Below are 19,572 nucleotides of genomic sequence, written 5' to 3'. Positions count from 1 at the left end.
CCACTTCACACAGCCATGCTTAAGTTTTCCCATTTCAAGGGAGAACACCATGAGCGAATTCGACTTGGGCCGTCGTCGGGTGATGCAAGCCGTGGGGGCGGGGTTGTTGTTGCCGGGGCTGGCGCCGGCGGTGATGGCTTCGGTCAAGGATCGCCCGGTGCTCACCGACGGTGTGCAGTCTGGCGACTTGCAGGGCGACCGGGCGATGATCTGGAGCCGCAGCGACCGTCCGGCGCGGATGGTGGTGGAGTGGGACACCCGCAGCAAGTTCACCAATCCCCGTCGCTTCGTCTCGCCCGTGGCCGATGCCCGCAGTGATTTCACCGCCCGGGTCGAGCTCACCGGGTTGCCCCGCGACCAGGCGATTTTCTACCGTGTGCACTTCGAGGACGCCCAAAGCGGGGTTGCCAGCGAACCCTGGCTCGGCCACCTGCGCAGCGTGCCGCAGTTCAAGCGCAACATCCGTTTTGTCTGGAGCGGCGACACCGTCGGCCAGGGTTTCGGGATCAACCCGGACATTGGCGGCATGCGCATCTACGAAGCCATGCGCCTGCGCCTGCCGGATTTCTTTATCCACAGCGGCGACACCATCTACGCCGACGGCCCGGTGCCGGCGCAAATCACCGCCGAGGGTGGACGCATCTGGCGCAACCTCACCACCGAGGCCAAGAGCAAGGTCGCCGAAACCCTGGATGAGTATCGCGGCAACTATCGCTACAACCTGATGGATGAAAACGTACGCCGCTTCAATGCCGAAGTGCCACAGATCTGGCAGTGGGACGACCATGAGGTGGTCAACAACTGGTCGCCGGGCAAGCAATTGGACGAGCGTTACCAGACCAAGGATATCCAAAGCCTGGTGGGGCGCGCGCGACAGGCCTGGCTGGAATACTCACCGATGCGCCAGCAGAAGGCCGACGGCGGCGGCCGGATCTACCGCAAGCTCGGTTACGGGCCACTGCTGGATGTGTTCGTGCTGGACATGCGCAGTTACCGCGAAGCCAACGACGCCAACCTCGGCGCGGCCAAACCGTTCCTGGGGCGTGAGCAATTGAATTGGCTCAAGCGCGAGTTGAAGCAATCCCGCGCCCAGTGGAAAGTCATCGCCGCCGACATGCCCATCGGCCTCGGTGTGCCGGATGGTGAGGTCAGCCCCGGCGTGCCGCGTTGGGAAGCGGTCGCCAACGGTGACCCGGGCGCGGCCCAGGGGCGTGAGCTGGAGATCGCCGAATTGTTGGGTTACCTGCGCAAGCATCAGGTGCGCAACTACGTCTGGCTCACCGCCGACGTCCACTATTGCGCCGCCCATCACTACCACCCCGAACACGCCGCGTTCCAGGATTTCGAACCGTTCTGGGAGTTCGTCGCCGGGCCATTGAACGCCGGTAGCTTCGGGCCCAATGCCCTGGACAAGACCTTCGGCCCGGAAGTGGTGTTCCAGAAAGCCCCCCCGGCCCAGAACACCTCGCCGTTCGCCGGGTATCAATTCTTTGGCGAGGTGAACATCGATGGGCCGAGCGGGGAGATGAGCGTGGTGTTGCGGGATCTGGAAGGGGTGGCGGTGTTCGAGAAGAAGTTGCAGCCGGTTTGAATCTGAAGTCCGCCACAAAACCAATGTGGGAGCGAGCTTGCTCGCGATAGCAGTGTGTCAGTCAATGAAGTGTTGACTGAAGATTCGCTATCGCGAGCAAGCTCGCTCCCACAGGGATGATGTTGCGGCCAGGATCAGTAGACATCCCGCCGATACCGCCCCTGCTCGATCAGTCGCTCCACTTCCTCGCGCCCCAGTATGTTGTTGAGCACGTGATCCACCCCGGATGCCATGCCCTGCAAGCTGCCGCAGACATAGATCGCCGCGCCGTCGGCCACCCACTGCTTGAGCAGCGCGGCCGATTCCAGCAGACGGTCCTGGACGTAGATCTTCCGCTTCTGATCCCGGGAGAAGGCCAGGTCCAGGCGTTCCAGGTCGCCGGAGGTCACCCATTCCTGCAACTCATCGCGGCAGTGGAAATCGTGCTCGCGGTTGCGCTCGCCAAACAGCAGCCAGTTGCGCTGCATGCCCTCGGTGACGCGGGCCTTGAGCAGGCTGCGCAGGCCCGCCAGGCCGGTGCCGTTGCCCAGCAGGATCATCGGCACGCCCTGGGGCGGCAGATGGAAGCTGCTGTTGCGACGCAGCCGCAGGCTGATGGCGCTGCCCAGCGGTGCGTGTTCGGTCAGCCAGCCGGAACCGATGCCCAGGCTGCCGTCGACGTGACGTTCCTGGCGCACGATCAGCTCCAGCACGCCGTCGGCCGGGATCGAGGCGATGGAGTATTCGCGCATGGCCAGCGGTGCCAGCGCCTCCACCAGCGCCTGGGCATGCAGGCCGACCAGGTGGGCGCGGTTTTGCGGCAGTTGGCGGGTCGCCAGGGCCTGATTGAGGCTCTGGGGCAGGCCATCGACTTGCACGCGCGCCTGGCCGGAGAGGCCGAGGCCATCGAGGAAGTGCTCGATGGCCCCCAGGTCATTGCGCGGCAGGATTTCCACCAGGTCACCGGCCAGCCAACTGCTCGGCCCGGGGGCGGTGAGGCCCAGCAGGTACACGCCCGAGCCGCTGCTGTCGGGGTTGAGCAGGGTACGTTGGCTGAGGGTCCAGTTTTCAAAACTGGGAGGCTGCCAGGTGTCGGCAGGCGCCTGTCCGGTCAGTTCGGCCAGTTGTTGTTGCCAGTGACGCAGGGCGTAAGGGTCGCCGCTGTCGACTTCCACCGGCGCGAACAGGGTCTTGCCGCCGTGCTCCGCCAGCCAGGCGTGCAGGCGCCGGGCGAAACCGCAGAAGTGTTCATATTGCCGGTCGCCCAGGCCCAGCACCGAATACTGCAAGCGCTCCAGGCTCAAGGCCTGGCCCAGCACCTTGCGTTCGAAGCCGCGGGCGCTGTCCGGCCCTTCGCCGTCGCCAAAGGTGCTGACGACAAACAGCGCGTGGCTGGCGTTGTTCAGGTCTTGCTCGCGAACATCGGCCAATGGCTGGACCTTCACCGGCAAGCCGGCGGCCTGGAGTTGGCCGGCAGTCTGCCAGGCCAGTCGCTCGGCGAAACCGCTCTGGCTGGCGAAACCGATCAGCCAGGCCGGCGCATCGGTCGGGTTGGCGCTCAGGGCCTGGCGGGCGTTTCTGGCCTGGCGTTTCTTGCGGCGACGGTCCAGGTACAGCAACCAGCCGGTGATGAAGAACAGGGGCATGCTCAGCGCGGCGACGGTCACCAGGATCCGCCCGACCAGGCCGAAGTAGCTGCCGATATGCAGGGCATAGACACTGGTCAGCAACTGCGCCTTGAGGCTCTTGTCGCTGTAGCGGCTATGCCGGCTGATGACACCGGTGGCCGGGTCGAGGATGAGCTGGTTCAGCGCCCGGTCGTGAGGTGAGTTTTTCAGCAGGTAGAGCACGGTCGCCGGCTGCCCGGCCACGGGCGGCATGCGCACGTTGTAGGCGGACAGGCCCGGGCCGGCGGCGCTGTAGATGCTGCTCCACATGGCCCGGTAATCGGCCACGGGCAGTGGGCCGCTTGGCGCCGGGCCGCGATTGCGCACCCGTTCCTCTTCCGGCGAATCGGAAAGCAGGCGGGTCACGCCTTTGTTGTACCAGTCGTAGGACCAGGTCAGCCCGGTCAGTGCCGCCAGCAGATAGAACACCAGGCACCAGGTGCCCGCCACCGAGTGCAGGTCCCAATTGAAGCTACGGCCTTTTTTCCCCCAGTCGAGGGTCAGCCAGGCGCGCCAGCTTTTCCATTGGCGTGGCCAACGCAGGTATAACCCGGACAGGCAGAAGAACACCAGGATCAGCGTGCAGGCCCCGGTGATTTGCCGACCCACGTCATCCAGGGTCAGGACGCGGTGCAGCCTGAGCATCAGGCCAAAGAAATCCTGGCCGGTCACCTCTCCCATGAACTGTGCGGTGTAGGGGTCGAAATAGCGCATGGCATCACGTTTTCCCCCGGGGGGCGCCGCGAAGATCACCCGCGCGGCGTTGCCGCTGTCGGTCTCGACCCAGAGCATGGCGACGGTCTTGCCGGAGGCGGCTTCGATCTGCTCCACCAGCTCGGCGGGCGGCAAGACGCCGGCCGGTTGCTTCTCGACCGTCAGCACCTGCGGGTTCAAGGCCCGCAGGATTTCATCCTGAAACGACACCACCGCCCCGGTAACGCCCATCAATGCCAGGACCAGCCCGGCACTGATGCCGAAAAACCAGTGCAACTGGAACAGGGTTTTCTTCAACACGTCGCCCGCCTTGTTCATCTAGTACTGTTCATCACGGTGCGCATTATGCCGTGTGTTATCGAGAAGCATTCATAAACACACCTAAAAGGTGCCGATCAGTGATGAGGTGAGCGACAAAATCCTGTGGGAGCGAGCTTGCTCGCGATAGCGGCCTGTCAGCCAGATCACTGTCGGCTGACTCACTGCTATCGCGAGCAAGCTCGCTCCCACAGGGGAAACGCGGTCTCATCGAGAACAAAAACAAAAAACGGCGCTTTCCATTTCTGGAAAAACGCCGTCTTCTATTACGCAACAGGGCTCGAACGATGGACGTTCAAGCGCCCGAACGCATTACACGTAAAACGATTTCAGCGGCGGAAAGCCGTTGAATTCCACCGCGCTATAGCTGGTGGTATAGGCCCCGGTCGACAACCAGTACAGGCGATCGCCAATGGCCAGGTTCAACGGCAGACCGTACTTGTAGTTCTCATACATGATGTCGGCGCTGTCGCAGGTCGGGCCGGCGATGACCACTTCTTCCATCTCGCCTTTCTTCTCGGTCCAGATCGGGAACTTGATGGCTTCGTCCATGGTTTCGATCAGGCCGGAGAACTTGCCCACATCCGTGTACACCCAACGCTCGACAGCGGTACGGGACTTACGCGCCACCAACACCACTTCGCTGACCAGGATACCGGCGTTGGCGATCAACGAACGGCCCGGCTCCAGGATGATTTCCGGCAGGTCGTCGCCGAAGTCTTCCTTGAGGAAGCGGATGATTTCCTCGGCGTAGGTGTCCAGGCTGTTGGTGCGGGTGATGTAGTTGGCCGGGAAGCCACCACCCATGTTGATCAGCTTCAAGACGATGCCGTCTTCTTCCTTCAGACGCTCGAAGATCACCTTGACCTTTGCGATGGCCGCGTCCCAGACGCTGATGTCGCGCTGTTGCGAGCCGACGTGGAACGAAATGCCGTATGGCACCAGGCCCAGGTCGCGGGCCAGGATCAGCAGGTCCATGGCCATGTCGGTCTGGCAGCCGAACTTGCGCGACAACGGCCAGTCAGCGGTGGTCGAGCCTTCGGTGAGGATCCGCACATAGACCTTCGAACCCGGCGCGGCCTTGGCGATGTTGCGCAAGTCGGCTTCGGAGTCGGTGGCGTACAGGCGCACGCCCTTCTCGTAGAAGTAGCGGATGTCGCGGGATTTCTTGATGGTGTTGCCGTAGCTGATCCGGTCCGGGCCCACGCCACGGCTCATGACCTTGTCCAGCTCATAGATCGAGGCGATGTCGAAGTTCGAGCCTTTGTCCTTGAGCAGGTCAATGATTTCCACCGCCGGGTTGGCCTTGACGGCGTAGTAGACCTTGGCGAATTCGAAACCGGCGCGCAGGTCGTCATAGGCCTGGGAGATCATCGCGGTGTCGATCACCACGAACGGGGTTTCCTGCTTGTCGGCGAACGCTTTCATTTTCTGGAAAGTTTCGCGCGCAAAATAATCTTCGACCTGGATCGACATACTTGGGACTCCTACTGGCAAACATCAGGATCAATGGGTGTGAGGGCAATCAGCCCTCGTGAACGTCCTCCGTATCCCCACTTTGGTTCGCCTACTTCCCAAGGCATGTCGCCGAAAGCAAAAAGGCCATGGGATACATGATTCCCTTGGCCTTGCTGTCTCGTCGTCAGTACTTGAGCCGGATGGATCGTTTCCAGCATGGACGTTCGGCGCGAACTTTAGGGCGTGAGGGGCCTGAGATCAACTAAAAATGTCGCGTTTTTGCACACATCCGTCGTGCGGCCCGCGACAGCTCATGATGTAACCGACCTGCGTGACAGATTGATGTTCAATTGGATCGGTTTTCAGGCCGCCGGATGTGCCTTTGTGGCGAGGGAGCTTGCTCCCGCTTGAGTGCGAAGCGCTCATCGCTTTTGGGGCCGCTTCGCGACCCAGCGGGAGCAAGCTCCCTCGCCACAAAAGCTGTTGTGCCCGGTCAGGCAGAGGCCGTCTCGGCCGGCGAGACAATGCTGGTCTTGCCGCCGCGCGAGCGCCCGGAGCTGAGGTATTCGGCGATGGATTCCTGGGTCACCTCGCCGAGGAACACCCGCTCGGCGTCCATCACCGGCAGCCACGAGCGGTTGAACTCGTACATGCGCGACAGCAGGATCCGCAGGTGTTCGTCGTAGGCCGCGGTGGCGTTGAATTCCCGCAAGTACTGCGCGCAGGTGCCGCTCTGACGGTACAGGTCGCGCCGTCGCACATAGCCCAGGGCCTTGTTCTCGGCGCAGGTGACCACCACGTAGCGACGGTCATGTTCGTCCATCAGCTCCAGCGCCTCGCTCACCGGGGTTTCGGGGCTGACCGACGGGGCGTTGTCGGCGGCGTCCTCGGCCTTGACCAGCAACAGGCGCTTGAGCGTGCTGTCCTGGCCGACGAAACTGCTGACGAACTCGTCGGCCGGATGCGCCAGCAGGGTATCCGGATGATCGAACTGGACCAGCTTGCCGGCGCGGAAGATCGCAATCTTGTCCCCCAGCTTGATCGCCTCGTCGATGTCGTGGCTGACCATGATCACGGTCTTGTTCAACGCCCGTTGCATCTCGAAGAACTCGTTCTGGATCATCTCGCGGTTGATCGGGTCCACCGCGCCGAACGGTTCGTCCATCAGCAACAGCGGCGCATCGGCCGCCAGGGCCCGGATCACGCCGATCCGTTGCTGCTGCCCGCCCGACAGTTCACGGGGGTAGCGGTGCAGGTACTGCTTGGGCTCGAGCTTGATCATGCTCATCAGTTCGCGGGCACGGTCGTGGCACTTCTGCTTGTCCCAGCCCAGCAGGCGCGGGACCACGGTGATGTTTTCCTCGATGGTCATGTTCGGGAACAGGCCGATCTGCTGGATCACGTAGCCGATGTTGCGGCGCAGGGTCACTTCGTCCAGGCCGGTGGTGTCTTCGCCGTTGATCAATACCTTGCCCGAGGTGGGCGGGATCAGCCGGTTGATCATCTTCAGCGTGGTGCTTTTGCCGCAGCCCGACGGCCCGAGGAACACGCAGATCTCGCCTTCGTTGACGATCAGGTTCACCGAGTCCACGGCCTTGACGTCTTTGCCGTTGCTCTTGAAGGTTTTGCTGAGGTTCTGAAGTTCGATCATTTCAATAGTCCTTTTGGGGTCAGCGAGCGTTGCAGCCATTGCAGAAGCAGGTCGGCGAAGATGGCCAAAAGACTGACCAGCACGGCGCCGACGATCAGCATCGACATGTCGCTGCGGCTGATGGAAGCGAGGATGAGCACGCCCAGGCCACCGGCGCCGATGGTGGCGGCGATGGTCATGACGCCGATGTTCATGACCACGGCGGTGCGTACGCCGGCCAGGATCACCGGCACCGCGATGGGCAGTTCGACCATGCGCAGGCGCTGGGCGAAGGTCATGCCGATGCCGCGGGCGGCTTCACGGATGCCCGGTTCGACGCCGGTCAAGGCCAGGTAGGTGTTGCGCATGATCGGCAACAACGAATAGAGAAACACCGCGGTGATCGCCGGCATCGGGCCCAGGCCCTGGCCGAACTTGGAATAGAACGGCAACAACAGGCCGAACAGCGCGATCGACGGAATCGTCAGCAGCACCGTGGCGCTGGCCTGCAAGGGGCCGGCGAGCGCCGGGAAGCGGGTCATGAAAATGCCCAGGGGCACGCCGACCACAATCGCCAGGGTCACGGCGATGCCCACCAGGGTGATGTGCTGCCAGGTCAGGTGCAGCACCAGCGGCCAGTCCAGATGGGAAAAGGCGTCAAGAAAATCCATGGCTTTTCCTCCAGGTCATTGGGTTGAGAGCAGCGAATGTTGGCGCAGGAAATCGGCGGCAACGGCGGAGGGGCTTTCATGGTTGACGTCCACGCGGGCGTTGAGCTGGCGCATGGTTTCATCGTCGAACAACTCGGCCAGGGGCTTGAGCTGCGCGGCCAGTTGCGGGTGCGCGTCGAGGAACGCCTGGCGCACCACCGGCGCGGCGGTGTAGTCGGGGAAGTAGTGCTTGTCGTCTTCCAGCAGCTTCAACTTGAACGCGTTCAGCCGGCCGTCGGTGGTGTACACCAGGCCGGCGAACACCTGGCTGTTGCGCAGGGCGGTGTAGACCAGGCCCGCGTCCATCTGCCGGATATTCTTGCGGGTCAGGTTCATGCCGTACTGCTCCACCATGCCCGCCAGGCCGTCGGAACGGTTGGCGAATTCGGTGTCCAGGGCCACCAGATGATTGTCATCGGCTTCGGCCTGCAACACCGTGTTCAACTGGCTGATGGAATTGATCTGCGGATATTGCTGCGCGACTTTTTCCGGCAGCGCCAAGGCGTAGGTGTTGCTGAATTTCGACGGTGCCAGCCAGGCCAGGCCCTTTTTGGCGTCGAGTTCTTTCACCCGGGCGTAGGACTGGGCGCTGTCGAGTTTTTCCGTGACGTGGTTGTAGGCCACCAGCGACACGCCGGTGTATTCCCACAACAGGTCCAGTTGCCCGGTTTCATGGGCGCTGCGGGCCAGGTTGCTGCCCAGGCCGCCGGTGATCTGCGCGTCGTAGCCTTTGCTGCGCAAGTATTGCGCGGTGATTTCCGCCAGCAGTGTCTGCTCGGTGAATACCCGGGCGCCGAGGCGGATCAGCGGTTTTTCCGCGGCTTGGGCGAACCCTGCGAACAGCAGGACACAGCCCAGTATCAAGCTCAACTTCTTCATAAACGATTTCCTTTTTCCAGCCGGCTTATGACGGTCGCAGACCGCGTTCTAGCCAGAGGCGGCTGGCCAGTGTCACCAGGCCGTCGAGCAGCAGCGCCAGCAGGGCGGTGCAGGCCGCGCCGAGCAACAGCTGCGGCTGGTTGTTCAAGGCGATGCCGGGGAAGATCAGGCTGCCGAGGCTGTTGGCGCCGATCAGGAACGCCAGGGGCGCGGTGCCGACGTTGATCGCCAGGGCCACGCGCACGCCACCGACGATGATCGGCACGGCGTTGGGCAACTCGACTTTCCACAGCACCTGGCGTGGGGTCATGCCGATGCCGACGGCGGCTTCCTTGAGGGAGCCCTGGACATTCTTCAGGCCTTCATAGGTGTTGCGCACGATGGGCAGCAGCGAGGCGAGGAACAGGGCGAAGATGGCAGGCCCGCTGCCGATGCCCAGGATGCCCAGGGCGATGGCCAGCACGGCCAGGGGCGGTACGGTATTGCCGATGTTGAACACTTGCATGAAGCGTTCGGCGCGCCCGACCAGGCCGGGGCGGCTGAGGGCGATGCCGGCGGGGATGCCGACAACCAGGGCCGCCAGCATGGAGGCCAATACAAGCATCAGGTGCGCTTGCAGGTAAAACAGCAGATCGTCGCGGTAGCGTTGGATCGTATCGATGCCGATCCAGTGGATCAACAGGGCCAGGAGCGCGACGACGACCGCACCCCCGATAAGCCCTTTGCCATAGCGGATAGCCACAGGCGGACTCCTTTGTCTTTCAGTCGGCGCACGCTTTCCCGGGCGGCAAACCATTACTGGTTGCCGGAAAAACGTTCGCGAGAAGCAGCTCTTTTCGAGGCCGGTAAACGGTTGTCGAAGTGAGCCATGAGCGCAGCCCCGTCAGGCTAACTTGCTGATTTTCCAGACCCTGACGGTTGCTCGTATCAGGGGGGTGGACGCCTCCACGCGGCAAAAGGTTCCCATGGAAGGGATGATCTGGCCACCCCGGATGTGCTCAACGGTTCGGTTCCTGGCACAAGTTGAGCTATAATCGCCGCCCTTTTTTGAATCACCTGCCAGGCGATTTCCCATGACCAAACAGGCCGCCGAAGTCGCGAAACGCCGCACTTTCGCCATTATTTCCCACCCCGATGCCGGTAAGACCACCATCACCGAGAAGCTCTTGCTGATGGGCAAGGCGATTGCGGTCGCCGGCACGGTGAAGTCTCGCAAGTCCGACCGCCATGCCACCTCCGACTGGATGGAAATGGAAAAACAACGGGGTATCTCCATTACCACGTCGGTCATGCAGTTCCCGTATCGCGATCACATGATCAACCTGCTCGACACCCCGGGACACGAAGACTTCTCCGAAGACACCTACCGCACCCTGACGGCAGTGGACTCGGCCTTGATGGTCCTCGACGGCGGTAAAGGCGTCGAGCCACGGACCATCGCGCTGATGGATGTCTGCCGCCTGCGGGACACGCCGATCGTCAGTTTCATCAACAAACTCGACCGCGACATCCGCGACCCGATCGAACTGCTCGACGAGATCGAAGCGGTCCTGAAGATCAAGGCGGCGCCGATCACCTGGCCGATCGGTTGCTACCGCGACTTCAAGGGCGTGTACCACCTGGCCGACGACTACATCATCGTCTACACCGCCGGTCACGGGCACGAGCGCACCGACGTCAAGATCATCGAGAAGCTCGACTCCGACGAGGCCCGCGCGCACCTGGGCGATGAGTACGATCGTTTCGTCGAGCAACTGGAACTGGTGCAGGGCGCCTGCCACGAGTTCAACCAGCAGGAATTCCTCGACGGCCAACTGACCCCGGTGTTCTTCGGTACCGCCCTGGGCAATTTCGGCGTGGACCATGTGCTCGACGCCGTGGTCGATTGGGCCCCGCGTCCGCTGCCACGCATCGCCAACGAGCGCACCGTGGAACCGGTGGAAGAGAAATTCTCGGGCTTCGTGTTCAAGATCCAGGCGAACATGGACCCCAAGCACCGCGACCGTATCGCCTTCATGCGCATCTGCTCCGGCAAATACGACAAGGGCATGAAGATGCGCCACGTGCGCACCGGCAAGGACGTGCGCATCGGCGACGCCTTGACCTTCTTCTCCTCGGAGCGCGAGCAACTGGAAGAAGCCTTCGCCGGTGACATCATCGGCCTGCACAACCACGGCACCATCCAGATCGGCGACACCTTCACCGAAGGCGAAACCCTGGGTTTCACCGGCATCCCGCACTTCGCCCCGGAACTGTTCCGCCGCGTACGCCTGAAGGACCCGCTCAAGTCCAAGCAACTGCGCCAGGGCCTGCAGCAACTGGCCGAAGAGGGTGCCACCCAGGTGTTCTTCCCGGAGCGCAGCAACGACATCATCCTCGGCGCCGTCGGGGTGCTGCAGTTCGATGTGGTCGCCAGCCGCTTGAAAGAGGAATACAAGGTCGAGTGCTCCTATGAGCCGATCACCGTGTACTCCGCCCGTTGGGTGGAATGCGGCGACAAGAAGAAACTCGAGGAATTCTCCAACAAGGCCGTGGAAAACCTCGCGTTGGACGGCGGCGGTCACCTGACCTACCTGGCCCCGACCCGGGTCAACCTGGCGCTGATGGAAGAGCGCTGGCCGGACGTGAAATTCCGCGCGACCCGTGAGCATCACTAAGCGCTGAGTGGCAGTACCCAAACCCCGCTGTGAGAGCAACGGGGTTTTTTATTGCCGCTCACTTTCCAACGGTGGGAGCGGGCTTGCTCGCGAAGAGGTCAGTACATTCACCATCTTCATTGGCTGTCACACCGCCTTCGCGAGCAAGCCCGCTCCCACATCAGATCTTCAGCGAATCCAAATCTGCATCCGACCTGGGTCCCCTGTGGCAGCGAGCTTGCTCGCGATGGCGGTGGGTCAGCTTGCCTGGATGTGGGATGTGCTGCCCATCGCGAGCAAGCTCGCTCCCACACTGGGGTTTGGCGTTAGTTGGATTGGAGATAACCCTTATTCGAAACCAATCTGTCGAGCAGCGGCATTCTGGCTGTTAGGCAGCGTCCTATCTGGTGAACCGACCTGTTCAGAACTCGATTTCTTGAGCGCCGTCAGGCCTCGGCTTCATCCGGAAAAGAAGGAGTTGGCTATGAACAAGCTTCTACGCATGATGTTTTTGCTGAAGGTTTTGGTGATGCTGTCCCTGGGCTCTACCGCCGCATGGGCCGAATGCGATGAGCATGAGCAGCACGCGTCGAGTGGGCAGGTGGCGCAAGGCGAGATGATGCTTGCCGCGACCACCACAGAGGAACCGGGTGATCAGGATGATGATGACTCGACCATCGACCAGGAGCCCGACGACGGTGGAGATAGTGGTGAGGGCGACGAAGGCGATAGCCAGACGTAGAGTCGAGACCAATAAAAAACCCTCCTGCCCGGCTATTGCTTCGTAGGGCGGAGGGTTTTTCAGGTGTTCAGTTTGATGCATTACCTGTGGCGAGGGAGCAAGCTCCCTCGCCACAAGTGCTCTATCTGCCTTTTGCTTTACGCCGCGCCTTCGAGGAACCGCTCGGCGTAGTGACACGCCACCAACCGGTTATCGAGCGGTCGCAAGGCCGGTTCTTCGGTCTTGCAACGCTCGGTGGCGTACGGACAACGCTTGTGGAAGGCGCAGCCGGGCGGCGGGTTGAGCGGGTTGGGCAGTTCGCCGACGATCTTGATCTTCGGCTTGTTCGGGTCCGGGTGGATGGTCGGGGTGGCCGACAGCAGCGCCTGGGTGTACGGGTGCAGCGGGCGGCTGTAGATGGACTCGTTGGGGCCCATCTCCACCGGGCGACCGAGGTACATCACCATGACGTCGTCGGCCACGTGTTGCACCACCGCCAGGTTGTGGGAAATGAACACGTAGGCGGTGTTGAATTCCTGCTGCAAATCCATGAACAGGTTGAGCACCTGGGCCTGGATCGACACGTCCAGCGCCGATGTCGGTTCGTCCGCCACCAACACCTTGGGTTGCAACATCATGGCGCGGGCCAGGGCGATGCGCTGGCGCTGGCCGCCGGAGAACATGTGCGGGTAGCGCTGGTAATGCTCGGGACGCAAGCCCACCTGCTTCATCATCGCCTGGACTTTCTCGCGCCGCTCGGTGGCCGACAGGTTGGTGTTGATCAGCAACGGCTCGGCCAGTTGATCACCGATTTTCTGCCGTGGGTTGAGGGACGCATAGGGGCTCTGGAACACCATCTGCACGTCTTTGCGCAATTGCTTGCGTTCGGCCTTGTTGGCGCCGGTCACTTCCTGCCCGGCGATTTTCAGGGAGCCGGAGGACGGTTCTTCGATCAGCGTCAGGGCCCGGGCGAGGGTGGATTTGCCGCAACCGGATTCACCCACCACGGCCAGGGTCTTGCCGGCCTCCAGTTCGAACGACACACCGTTGAGGGCGCGCACGGTCGCATGGCCCTTGAACATGCCTCGGGACACTTCGTAATGACGGGTCAGGTCACGGGCGGTAAGTACGACGGCCATCACGCCACCTCCTGGTTCAACGGGTAGAAGCAGCGGGCGAGGCTGTTGGATTTCGGATCGAGGGCCGGGCGTTGTTGCCGGCAGTTGTCCTGCACATACGGGCAGCGCGGCGACAACAGGCAGCCTTGCGGACGGTCGTAGCGGCCGGGCACGATGCCCGGCAGCGTGGCCAGGCGCTCGGCGCCCATGCTGTGCTCCGGAATCGCCGCCAGCAGCGCTTCGCTGTACGGGTGGGCCGGAATGTCGAACAGCTCGGGCACCTGGCCCACTTCCACGGCTTGGCCGGCGTACATCACGCACACGCGCTGGGCGGTTTCAGCCACCACGGCCAGGTCATGGGTAATCAGCACCAGGCCCATGTCCTGTTCTTTTTGCAGGGCCAGCAGCAGGTCCATGATCTGGGCCTGGATGGTCACGTCGAGGGCGGTGGTCGGTTCGTCGGCGATCAGCAACTTTGGCTCGCCGGCAATCGCCATGGCAATTGCCACGCGCTGGCTCATGCCGCCGGACAACTGATGCGGGTAGGCGTCCATGCGGCTGGCAGCGCCCGGGATCTCGACTTTTTCCAGCAGTTCGATGGCGCGCTTGCGGGCGGCCTTGCCGGACATCTTCAGGTGCAGGCGCAGCACTTCTTCGATCTGGAAACCCACGGTGTAGCTGGGGTTGAGCGCGGTCATCGGGTCCTGGAAGACCATCGCCAGGTCTTTGCCGACGATCTGCCGGCGCTGGCGGTTGCTCAGCTTGAGCATGTTCTTGCCGTCGAAGTTCAGCGCATCGGCGGTGACGATGCCGGGGTGCTCGATCAGGCCCATCAGCGCCATCATGGTCACGGATTTACCCGAGCCCGATTCGCCGACGATCGCCAGGACTTCGCCTTTTTCCACGCTCAGGTCCAGGCCATCGACCACCGGCACGGCGGTGGCATCGCCGAAGCGAACGTTGAGATTCTTGATTTCTAGCAGTGACATGGGAATCTCCTCAGGCGGCATTCTTGAGTTTCGGGTCCAGCGCATCGCGCAGACCGTCGCCCATCAGGTTGATTGCCAGCACGCTGAGCAAAATGGTCAAGCCAGGCAGGCTCACGACCCACCAGGCGCGTTCGATGTAGTCCCGGGCCGAGGCCAGCATGGTGCCCCACTCCGGGGTTGGCGGCTGTACGCCGAGGCCGAGGAAGCCCAGGGCGGCGGCGTCGAGGATCGCCGAGGAAAAGCTCAAGGTTGCCTGCACGATCAGCGGTGCCATGCAGTTGGGCAGCACGGTGATGAACATCAGGCGCGGCAGGCCGGCACCGGCCAGGCGCGCGGCGGTGACGTAGTCGCGGTTCAGTTCGCCCATTACGGCGGCGCGGGTCAGGCGCACGTAGGACGGCAGCGAGACGATGGCGATGGCGATCACGGTGTTGATCAGGCCAGGGCCGAGGATGGCGACGATCGCCACGGCCAGCAGCAGCGAAGGCAGGGCGAGCATGATGTCCATCAGGCGCATGATGGTCGGGCCGAGGATACGCGGGAAGAACCCGGCAAACAGGCCCAGCAGGATGCCCGGGATCAGCGACATGACCACCGACGACAAGCCGATCAGCAGCGACAGGCGCGAACCCTGGATCAGGCGCGAGAGCAAATCGCGGCCCAGCTCATCAGTGCCCAGCAGGAACTGGATCTGCCCGCCTTCAAGCCAGGCCGGCGGCGTCAGCAGGAAGTCGCGGTACTGCTCGCTCGGGTCATGGGGCGCGACCCACGGGGCGAAGATCGCGCAGAACACGATCAGGATCATGAACAGCAAGCCGGCCACGGCGCCCTTGTTGCGAGAAAACGCGTGCCAGAATTCTTTGTACGGGGACGGGTACAGCAGGCTTTGATCGACTGCTACCGCGGTAGTTGGAGTACTCATGGTTTTGATCTCAGCGCTGGTGACGGATGCGTGGGTTGGCAAAGCCGTAGAGGATGTCCACGACGAAGTTGACCAGAATCACCAGGCAGGCGATTAACAGGATGCCGTTCTGCACCACGGGGTAGTCCCGGGCGCCGATGGCTTCGATCAGCCACTTGCCGATGCCCGGCCAGGAGAAGATCGTTTCGGTCAGGACCGCACCGGCCAGCAGCGTACCGACCTGCAGGCCGACCACGGTCAGCACCGGGATCAGTGCGTTGCGCAGGCCATGCACGAACACCACGCGCGACGGCGACAGGCCTTTGGCCTTGGCGGTGCGGATGTAGTCTTCACGCAGCACTTCGAGCATCGAAGAACGGGTCATGCGGGCGATCACCGCCAGCGGAATGGTGCCCAGCACGATGGCCGGCAGGATCAGGTGGTGCAGGGCATCGAGGAACGCGCCCGGCTCGTCGGCCAGCAGGGTGTCGATCAGCATGAAGCCGGTTTTCGGCTCGATGTCGTAGAGCAGGTCGATCCGTCCCGACACCGGCGTCCAGCCCAGGGACACCGAGAAGAACATGATCAGGATCAGGCCCCACCAGAAGATCGGCATCGAATACCCCGCCAGGGAGATGCCCATCACCCCATGGTCGAACAGGGATCCTCGCTTGAGTGCCGCGATCACCCCGGCCAGCAGGCCCAGGATACCGGCGAACAACAGGGCGGCCATGGACAGTTCCAGGGTCGCGGGAAATAGGGAGCTGAACTCGGTCCATACGCTTTCACGGGTACGCAGCGATTCGCCGAGATCGCCGTGGGCCAGCTTGCCGATGTAGTCCAGGTACTGGGCATACAGCGGTTTATTGAGGCCAAGGCGTTCCATTGCCTGTGCATGCATTTCGGGATCGACCCGACGTTCGCCCATCATCACTTCCACGGGGTCGCCGGGGATCATGCGAATCAACGCGAAGGTCAGCAAGGTGATGCCGAAGAACGTGGGGATCAATAATCCCAGTCGGCGGGCAATAAAACTAAACATCTTCAGGTGTACCTCATCAGCCGGTTAGGCGTGCCCGGCAGCCCTCGATAAAGGATGCCGGGCGTTTTCTTATCTACTTCACCTGGGTGTTGGCGAAGTTGTTGGTGGTGAGCGGGCTAATCACATAACCCTCTACGTTGTTGCGCATGGCCGTGAACATGCGGGTGTGGGCCATGCTGATCCACGGTTGGTCCTGGTTGAAAATCACCTGGGCCTGTTCATAGAGCTTGATACGTTCCTCGGGGTTCACGGTGGCGCGAGCCTGGTCGATCAGCGCCTGGAATTTCTCGTTGCACCAGCGCGCGTAGTTTTCGCCGTTCTTGGCCGCTTCGCAACTGAGCATAGGCGTCAGGAAGTTATCCGGGTCGCCGTTGTCGCCCGCCCATCCGGCGGAGACCATGTCGTGCTCGCCGTTTTTCGCGCGCTTGAGCATTTCGCCCCATTCCATCACGCGGATGTCGACCTTGATCCCGACCTTCGCCAGGTCCGCCTGCATCATCTGCGCGCCGAGCATCGGGTTGGGGTTGGTCGGGCCGCCGCCGTTGCGGGTGAACAGGGTGAACACGGTGCCTTCCGGCACGCCGGCTTCCTTGAGCAGCTCGCGGGCCTTGTCGAGGTTGCGGGGTGGGTTCTTCAGGTCGTGGTTGAAGCCCAGCAGCGTCGGCGGGTACGGGTTGACCGCCACGGTGGCGTTGCCCTTGCCGAACAGCGCGTTGACATAGGCTTCCTTGTCGAAGGCCAGGTCGATGGCTTTGCGCACCCGCACGTCGCTCATGTATTTGTGGCTGGTGTTCAGGGCGGTGTAGGAGACGGTCATCGCGTCCAGTTCAGCGACCTTCAGGTTCGGGTCTTTCTTGATGCTGGGGATGTCATCGGGTTTGGGGTACAGCGCGATCTGGCACTCATTGGTCTTGAGTTTTTGCATGCGCACATTGTTGTCGGTGGCGATGGCCAGCACCAGGGCATCGGCCGGTGGCTTGCCACGGAAATAATCCGGGTTGGCCTTGAAGCGCACCTGGGCGTCCTTGTTGTAGCGCTGGAAGACGAACGGCCCGGTACCGACCGGCTTGCTGTTGAGGTCGCCGGCCTTGCCGGCCTTGAGCAACTGGTCGGCGTATTCGGCCGGGTAGATCGAGGAGAAGGCCATGGCGATGTCGGCCAGAAATGGCGCTTCGCGGCGGGTCAGGCTGAACTTGACCGTGTGCTCGTCGACTTTCTCGACGCTTTTGAGCAGTTCCTTGAAACCCATGCTTTCAAAGTAGGGGAAGCCCACGCTCGACAGTTTGTGCCACGGGTGGTTCGGGTCCAGCTGGCGCTGGAAGCTCCAGACCACGTCGTCGGCGTTCATGTCGCGGGTCGGCTTGAAGTATTCGGTGGTGTGGAACTTGACGCCCTTGCGCAGGTGGAAGGTGTACGTCAGGCCATCGTCACTGATGTCCCAGGATTCGGCCAGGGCCGGAATCACCTCGGTGGTGCCGGGCTTGAAATCGGCCAGGCGATTGAAAATGGTTTCCGCCACGGCATCGGCGGTGACTGCAGTCGTGTACTGGACCATGTCGAAGCCTTCCGGGCTGGCTTCAGTGCAAACCACCAGGGGTTTGGCCGTGGCGCCAACGGCGACGCTCAGCAATGCGGCGGCGATGGCGGCGCGTAAGGGAATCATGTTCATCGTCAATCCTCTGCAATCGGGTCAGTGGCAAAAGACCGGACGGTCAACCTTGTGAGTCGACCGCCCGGTGGCAGTTTAGAGAATGTTGAACGGAATGGTGGTGACCAGGCGGAACTCGTTGAGGCTGCCGTCGGCCTGGTTTTCGCTGGCGCGGTGTGCGGTGTAGGTGGCACGGATCGCGGTGGCTTTCAGCGGGCCGCTCTGTACGGCATAGGACGCACCGACGCCGTATTCGTAGTGGTGCTCACCGTCCATCGCCCGGACGTCGCTGTAACCGGTGCTGTTGTAGTGCGTACCGTCGATACCCCAGCCGCGCGCCTGGTAGATGTTGAACTTCAGGCCTGGCACGCCGTATTCAGCCATGTTCAGGCCGTAGGCGATCTGGAAGGATTTCTCGTTCGGGCCGTTGAAGTCCGACAGCAGGGAGTTGGCCAGGTAGATGCCGTTGGTTTCGTGCAGGTAGTCGAAGTACTCGTTACCGTTCACTTCCTGGTACGAGAACGTCAGGCTGTGGGCCTGGTGCGTCAGGCCGAACGACAGGGAATAGGTGTCGTTGTCGATTTCGCCCAGCTTGCTTTTGCCCGAGTCCACGGTCTTGTAGTAGTTCAGGCCGGTGGTCAGGCTCAGCACCGAGCTGTCGCCCAGCTCATGGGTGGCGCCGAAGTAGTACTGGTTCCACATGTCCTCGGCCTGGGTCGCCCAGAGGCTGGTCTTCAGGCTGGCCAGTGGCTGGTAAGTGATACCGGCGGTGTTGACGTGATCGGTCTCGACGCTGCTGTCACCGTATTCGGAGCGGAACTTGCGCAGGCTCTCTTCGGTACGCGGCGAGTTGCGGTCGAAGGTGGCGATGTCAAACGCCAGGTTTTCGAACTCTTCGCTGTGCAGGCTCACACCCTGGAAGCTGGAGGGCAGGGCACGGTTGCCGATGACGTCGACCATCGGGCTGCTGAAATTCTGGCGGCCGGCGGTCAGGGTGGTATTGGAAATGCGAGCCTTGAGGTTGGCCAGGCCCAGTTTGCTCCACTGGCCCACGGCGTCGCCGCCTTCGCGGGTCAGGGTACGGTTGTTGCCGGCGCCAGGACGGGTGGTCGGTGCACCGCCGTTGTTGGACGCCAGGTCCTTGCGGTCCTGGTCCAGGGCGATGGCGTTGTAGGCGGCCAGTTCGGTGCTGAAGCCCACGGTGCCCTCAGTGAAACCCGAGTTGTACTTGATGATGGTGCCTTGCAGCCAGTTGATCCGGCGATCGGTCTCGCGAGCTTCACCGTTCTTGCGATAGGTGAGTTTCGTGCCGCGCTTGAATTGCTCGTTGGCGTACCAGTTGCGCGTGGTGCCAGTGATGGACTGGCCGTCGATGAAACCCTTGGCTTCGCTTTGCTCGCTGGTGGTCTTGAGGGTCACCGGGGTGACCGCCTGGCTCTGGGATTCTGCAAACGCTGTTGCGCTAATGCTGCTGATGGCCAAGGCCAGTATCGCGGTATTGCTCAGTTTCATCGGTAACGCTCCTTTTCTTTCTTTTTAATGCCGTTCTTTTTTGGTGATACGGCTATCGG

General features: G+C 62.3%; 15 protein-coding genes. 3 read left to right on the top strand and 12 right to left on the bottom strand.

Going from position 1 to position 19,572, the window contains the following annotated elements; genetic code table 11:
* Positions 1-49: 49 nt before the first annotated feature.
* Complete coding sequence (locus tag BLO80_RS14415; RefSeq protein ID WP_092328511.1) at positions 50-1,591, top strand: alkaline phosphatase D family protein; 1,542 nt, start codon at positions 50-52, stop codon at positions 1,589-1,591.
* Positions 1,592-1,725: 134 nt separating this feature from the next.
* On the opposite strand, the gene BLO80_RS14410 is transcribed toward BLO80_RS14415, so the two are convergent.
* The 6 genes from BLO80_RS14410 to BLO80_RS14380 form a co-directional block, all read right to left on the bottom strand.
* Positions 1,726-4,251: a PepSY domain-containing protein gene (locus BLO80_RS14410; protein WP_175459504.1), complete on the bottom strand. Its 2,526-nt coding sequence runs from the start codon at positions 4,249-4,251 to the stop codon at positions 1,726-1,728.
* 330 nt (positions 4,252-4,581) lie between these two features.
* Positions 4,582-5,745 (bottom strand): type III PLP-dependent enzyme, encoded by a 1,164-nt coding sequence (locus BLO80_RS14405; RefSeq protein WP_072411286.1) that lies wholly within the window; start codon positions 5,743-5,745, stop codon positions 4,582-4,584.
* Between the two features lie 475 nt (positions 5,746-6,220).
* Complete coding sequence (locus BLO80_RS14395; RefSeq protein WP_072411274.1) at positions 6,221-7,378, bottom strand: osmoprotectant ABC transporter ATP-binding protein OsmV; 1,158 nt, start codon at positions 7,376-7,378, stop codon at positions 6,221-6,223.
* Positions 7,375-8,028: an ABC transporter permease gene (locus tag BLO80_RS14390; RefSeq protein ID WP_060739198.1), complete on the bottom strand. Its 654-nt coding sequence runs from the start codon at positions 8,026-8,028 to the stop codon at positions 7,375-7,377. The genes BLO80_RS14395 and BLO80_RS14390 overlap by 4 nt, the downstream gene beginning before the upstream one ends.
* 15 nt (positions 8,029-8,043) lie before the next feature.
* The gene (locus BLO80_RS14385) at positions 8,044-8,946 is read right to left on the bottom strand and encodes a glycine betaine ABC transporter substrate-binding protein (RefSeq protein WP_092328502.1); all 903 of its coding nucleotides are present in this window, start codon (positions 8,944-8,946) and stop codon (positions 8,044-8,046) included.
* Between the two features lie 25 nt (positions 8,947-8,971).
* Entirely contained in the window at positions 8,972-9,688 is a 717-nt protein-coding gene (locus tag BLO80_RS14380) for an ABC transporter permease (protein ID WP_092176970.1), read from the bottom strand.
* A 331-nt stretch (positions 9,689-10,019) separates the two neighbouring features.
* On the opposite strand from BLO80_RS14380, the gene BLO80_RS14375 reads away from it, so the two are divergent.
* Together BLO80_RS14375 and BLO80_RS14370 are read left to right on the top strand one after the other, a co-directional pair.
* A complete protein-coding gene (locus BLO80_RS14375; protein ID WP_092328500.1) occupies positions 10,020-11,603 on the top strand; it encodes a peptide chain release factor 3 in 1,584 nt (527 codons plus the stop codon).
* A 463-nt stretch (positions 11,604-12,066) separates the two neighbouring features.
* A complete protein-coding gene (locus BLO80_RS14370) occupies positions 12,067-12,324 on the top strand; it encodes a hypothetical protein (protein WP_092328497.1) in 258 nt (85 codons plus the stop codon).
* A gap of 137 nt (positions 12,325-12,461) precedes the next feature.
* On the opposite strand, the gene BLO80_RS14365 is transcribed toward BLO80_RS14370, so the two are convergent.
* The 6 genes from BLO80_RS14365 to BLO80_RS14340 form a co-directional block, all read right to left on the bottom strand.
* Positions 12,462-13,442: a peptide ABC transporter ATP-binding protein gene (locus BLO80_RS14365; RefSeq protein WP_092328495.1), complete on the bottom strand. Its 981-nt coding sequence runs from the start codon at positions 13,440-13,442 to the stop codon at positions 12,462-12,464.
* The gene (locus BLO80_RS14360) at positions 13,442-14,410 is read right to left on the bottom strand and encodes an ABC transporter ATP-binding protein (RefSeq protein ID WP_053118412.1); all 969 of its coding nucleotides are present in this window, start codon (positions 14,408-14,410) and stop codon (positions 13,442-13,444) included. The genes BLO80_RS14365 and BLO80_RS14360 overlap by 1 nt, the downstream gene beginning before the upstream one ends.
* A gap of 10 nt (positions 14,411-14,420) precedes the next feature.
* On the bottom strand, positions 14,421-15,332 hold the full coding sequence (locus tag BLO80_RS14355) for an ABC transporter permease subunit (protein ID WP_072411260.1): 912 nt from the start codon (positions 15,330-15,332) through the stop codon (positions 14,421-14,423).
* A gap of 10 nt (positions 15,333-15,342) precedes the next feature.
* Positions 15,343-16,353 carry an ABC transporter permease subunit gene (locus BLO80_RS14350; RefSeq protein ID WP_030139822.1) on the bottom strand — a complete coding sequence of 337 codons (1,011 nt, stop codon included), beginning with the start codon at positions 16,351-16,353 and terminating at the stop codon, positions 15,343-15,345.
* Positions 16,354-16,426: 73 nt separating this feature from the next.
* Positions 16,427-18,022 (bottom strand): ABC transporter substrate-binding protein, encoded by a 1,596-nt coding sequence (locus BLO80_RS14345; RefSeq protein ID WP_092328493.1) that lies wholly within the window; start codon positions 18,020-18,022, stop codon positions 16,427-16,429.
* 75 nt (positions 18,023-18,097) lie between these two features.
* Positions 18,098-19,513 carry an OprD family porin gene (locus BLO80_RS14340; protein WP_092328491.1) on the bottom strand — a complete coding sequence of 472 codons (1,416 nt, stop codon included), beginning with the start codon at positions 19,511-19,513 and terminating at the stop codon, positions 18,098-18,100.
* Positions 19,514-19,572: the final 59 nt, after the last annotated feature.

The organism is Pseudomonas sp. NFACC56-3 (genome assembly GCF_900100025.1).
Taxonomy (GTDB): Bacteria; Pseudomonadota; Gammaproteobacteria; order Pseudomonadales; family Pseudomonadaceae; genus Aquipseudomonas; species Aquipseudomonas fluorescens_AA.
This window is presented reverse-complemented; position numbering and strand designations above follow the sequence as displayed.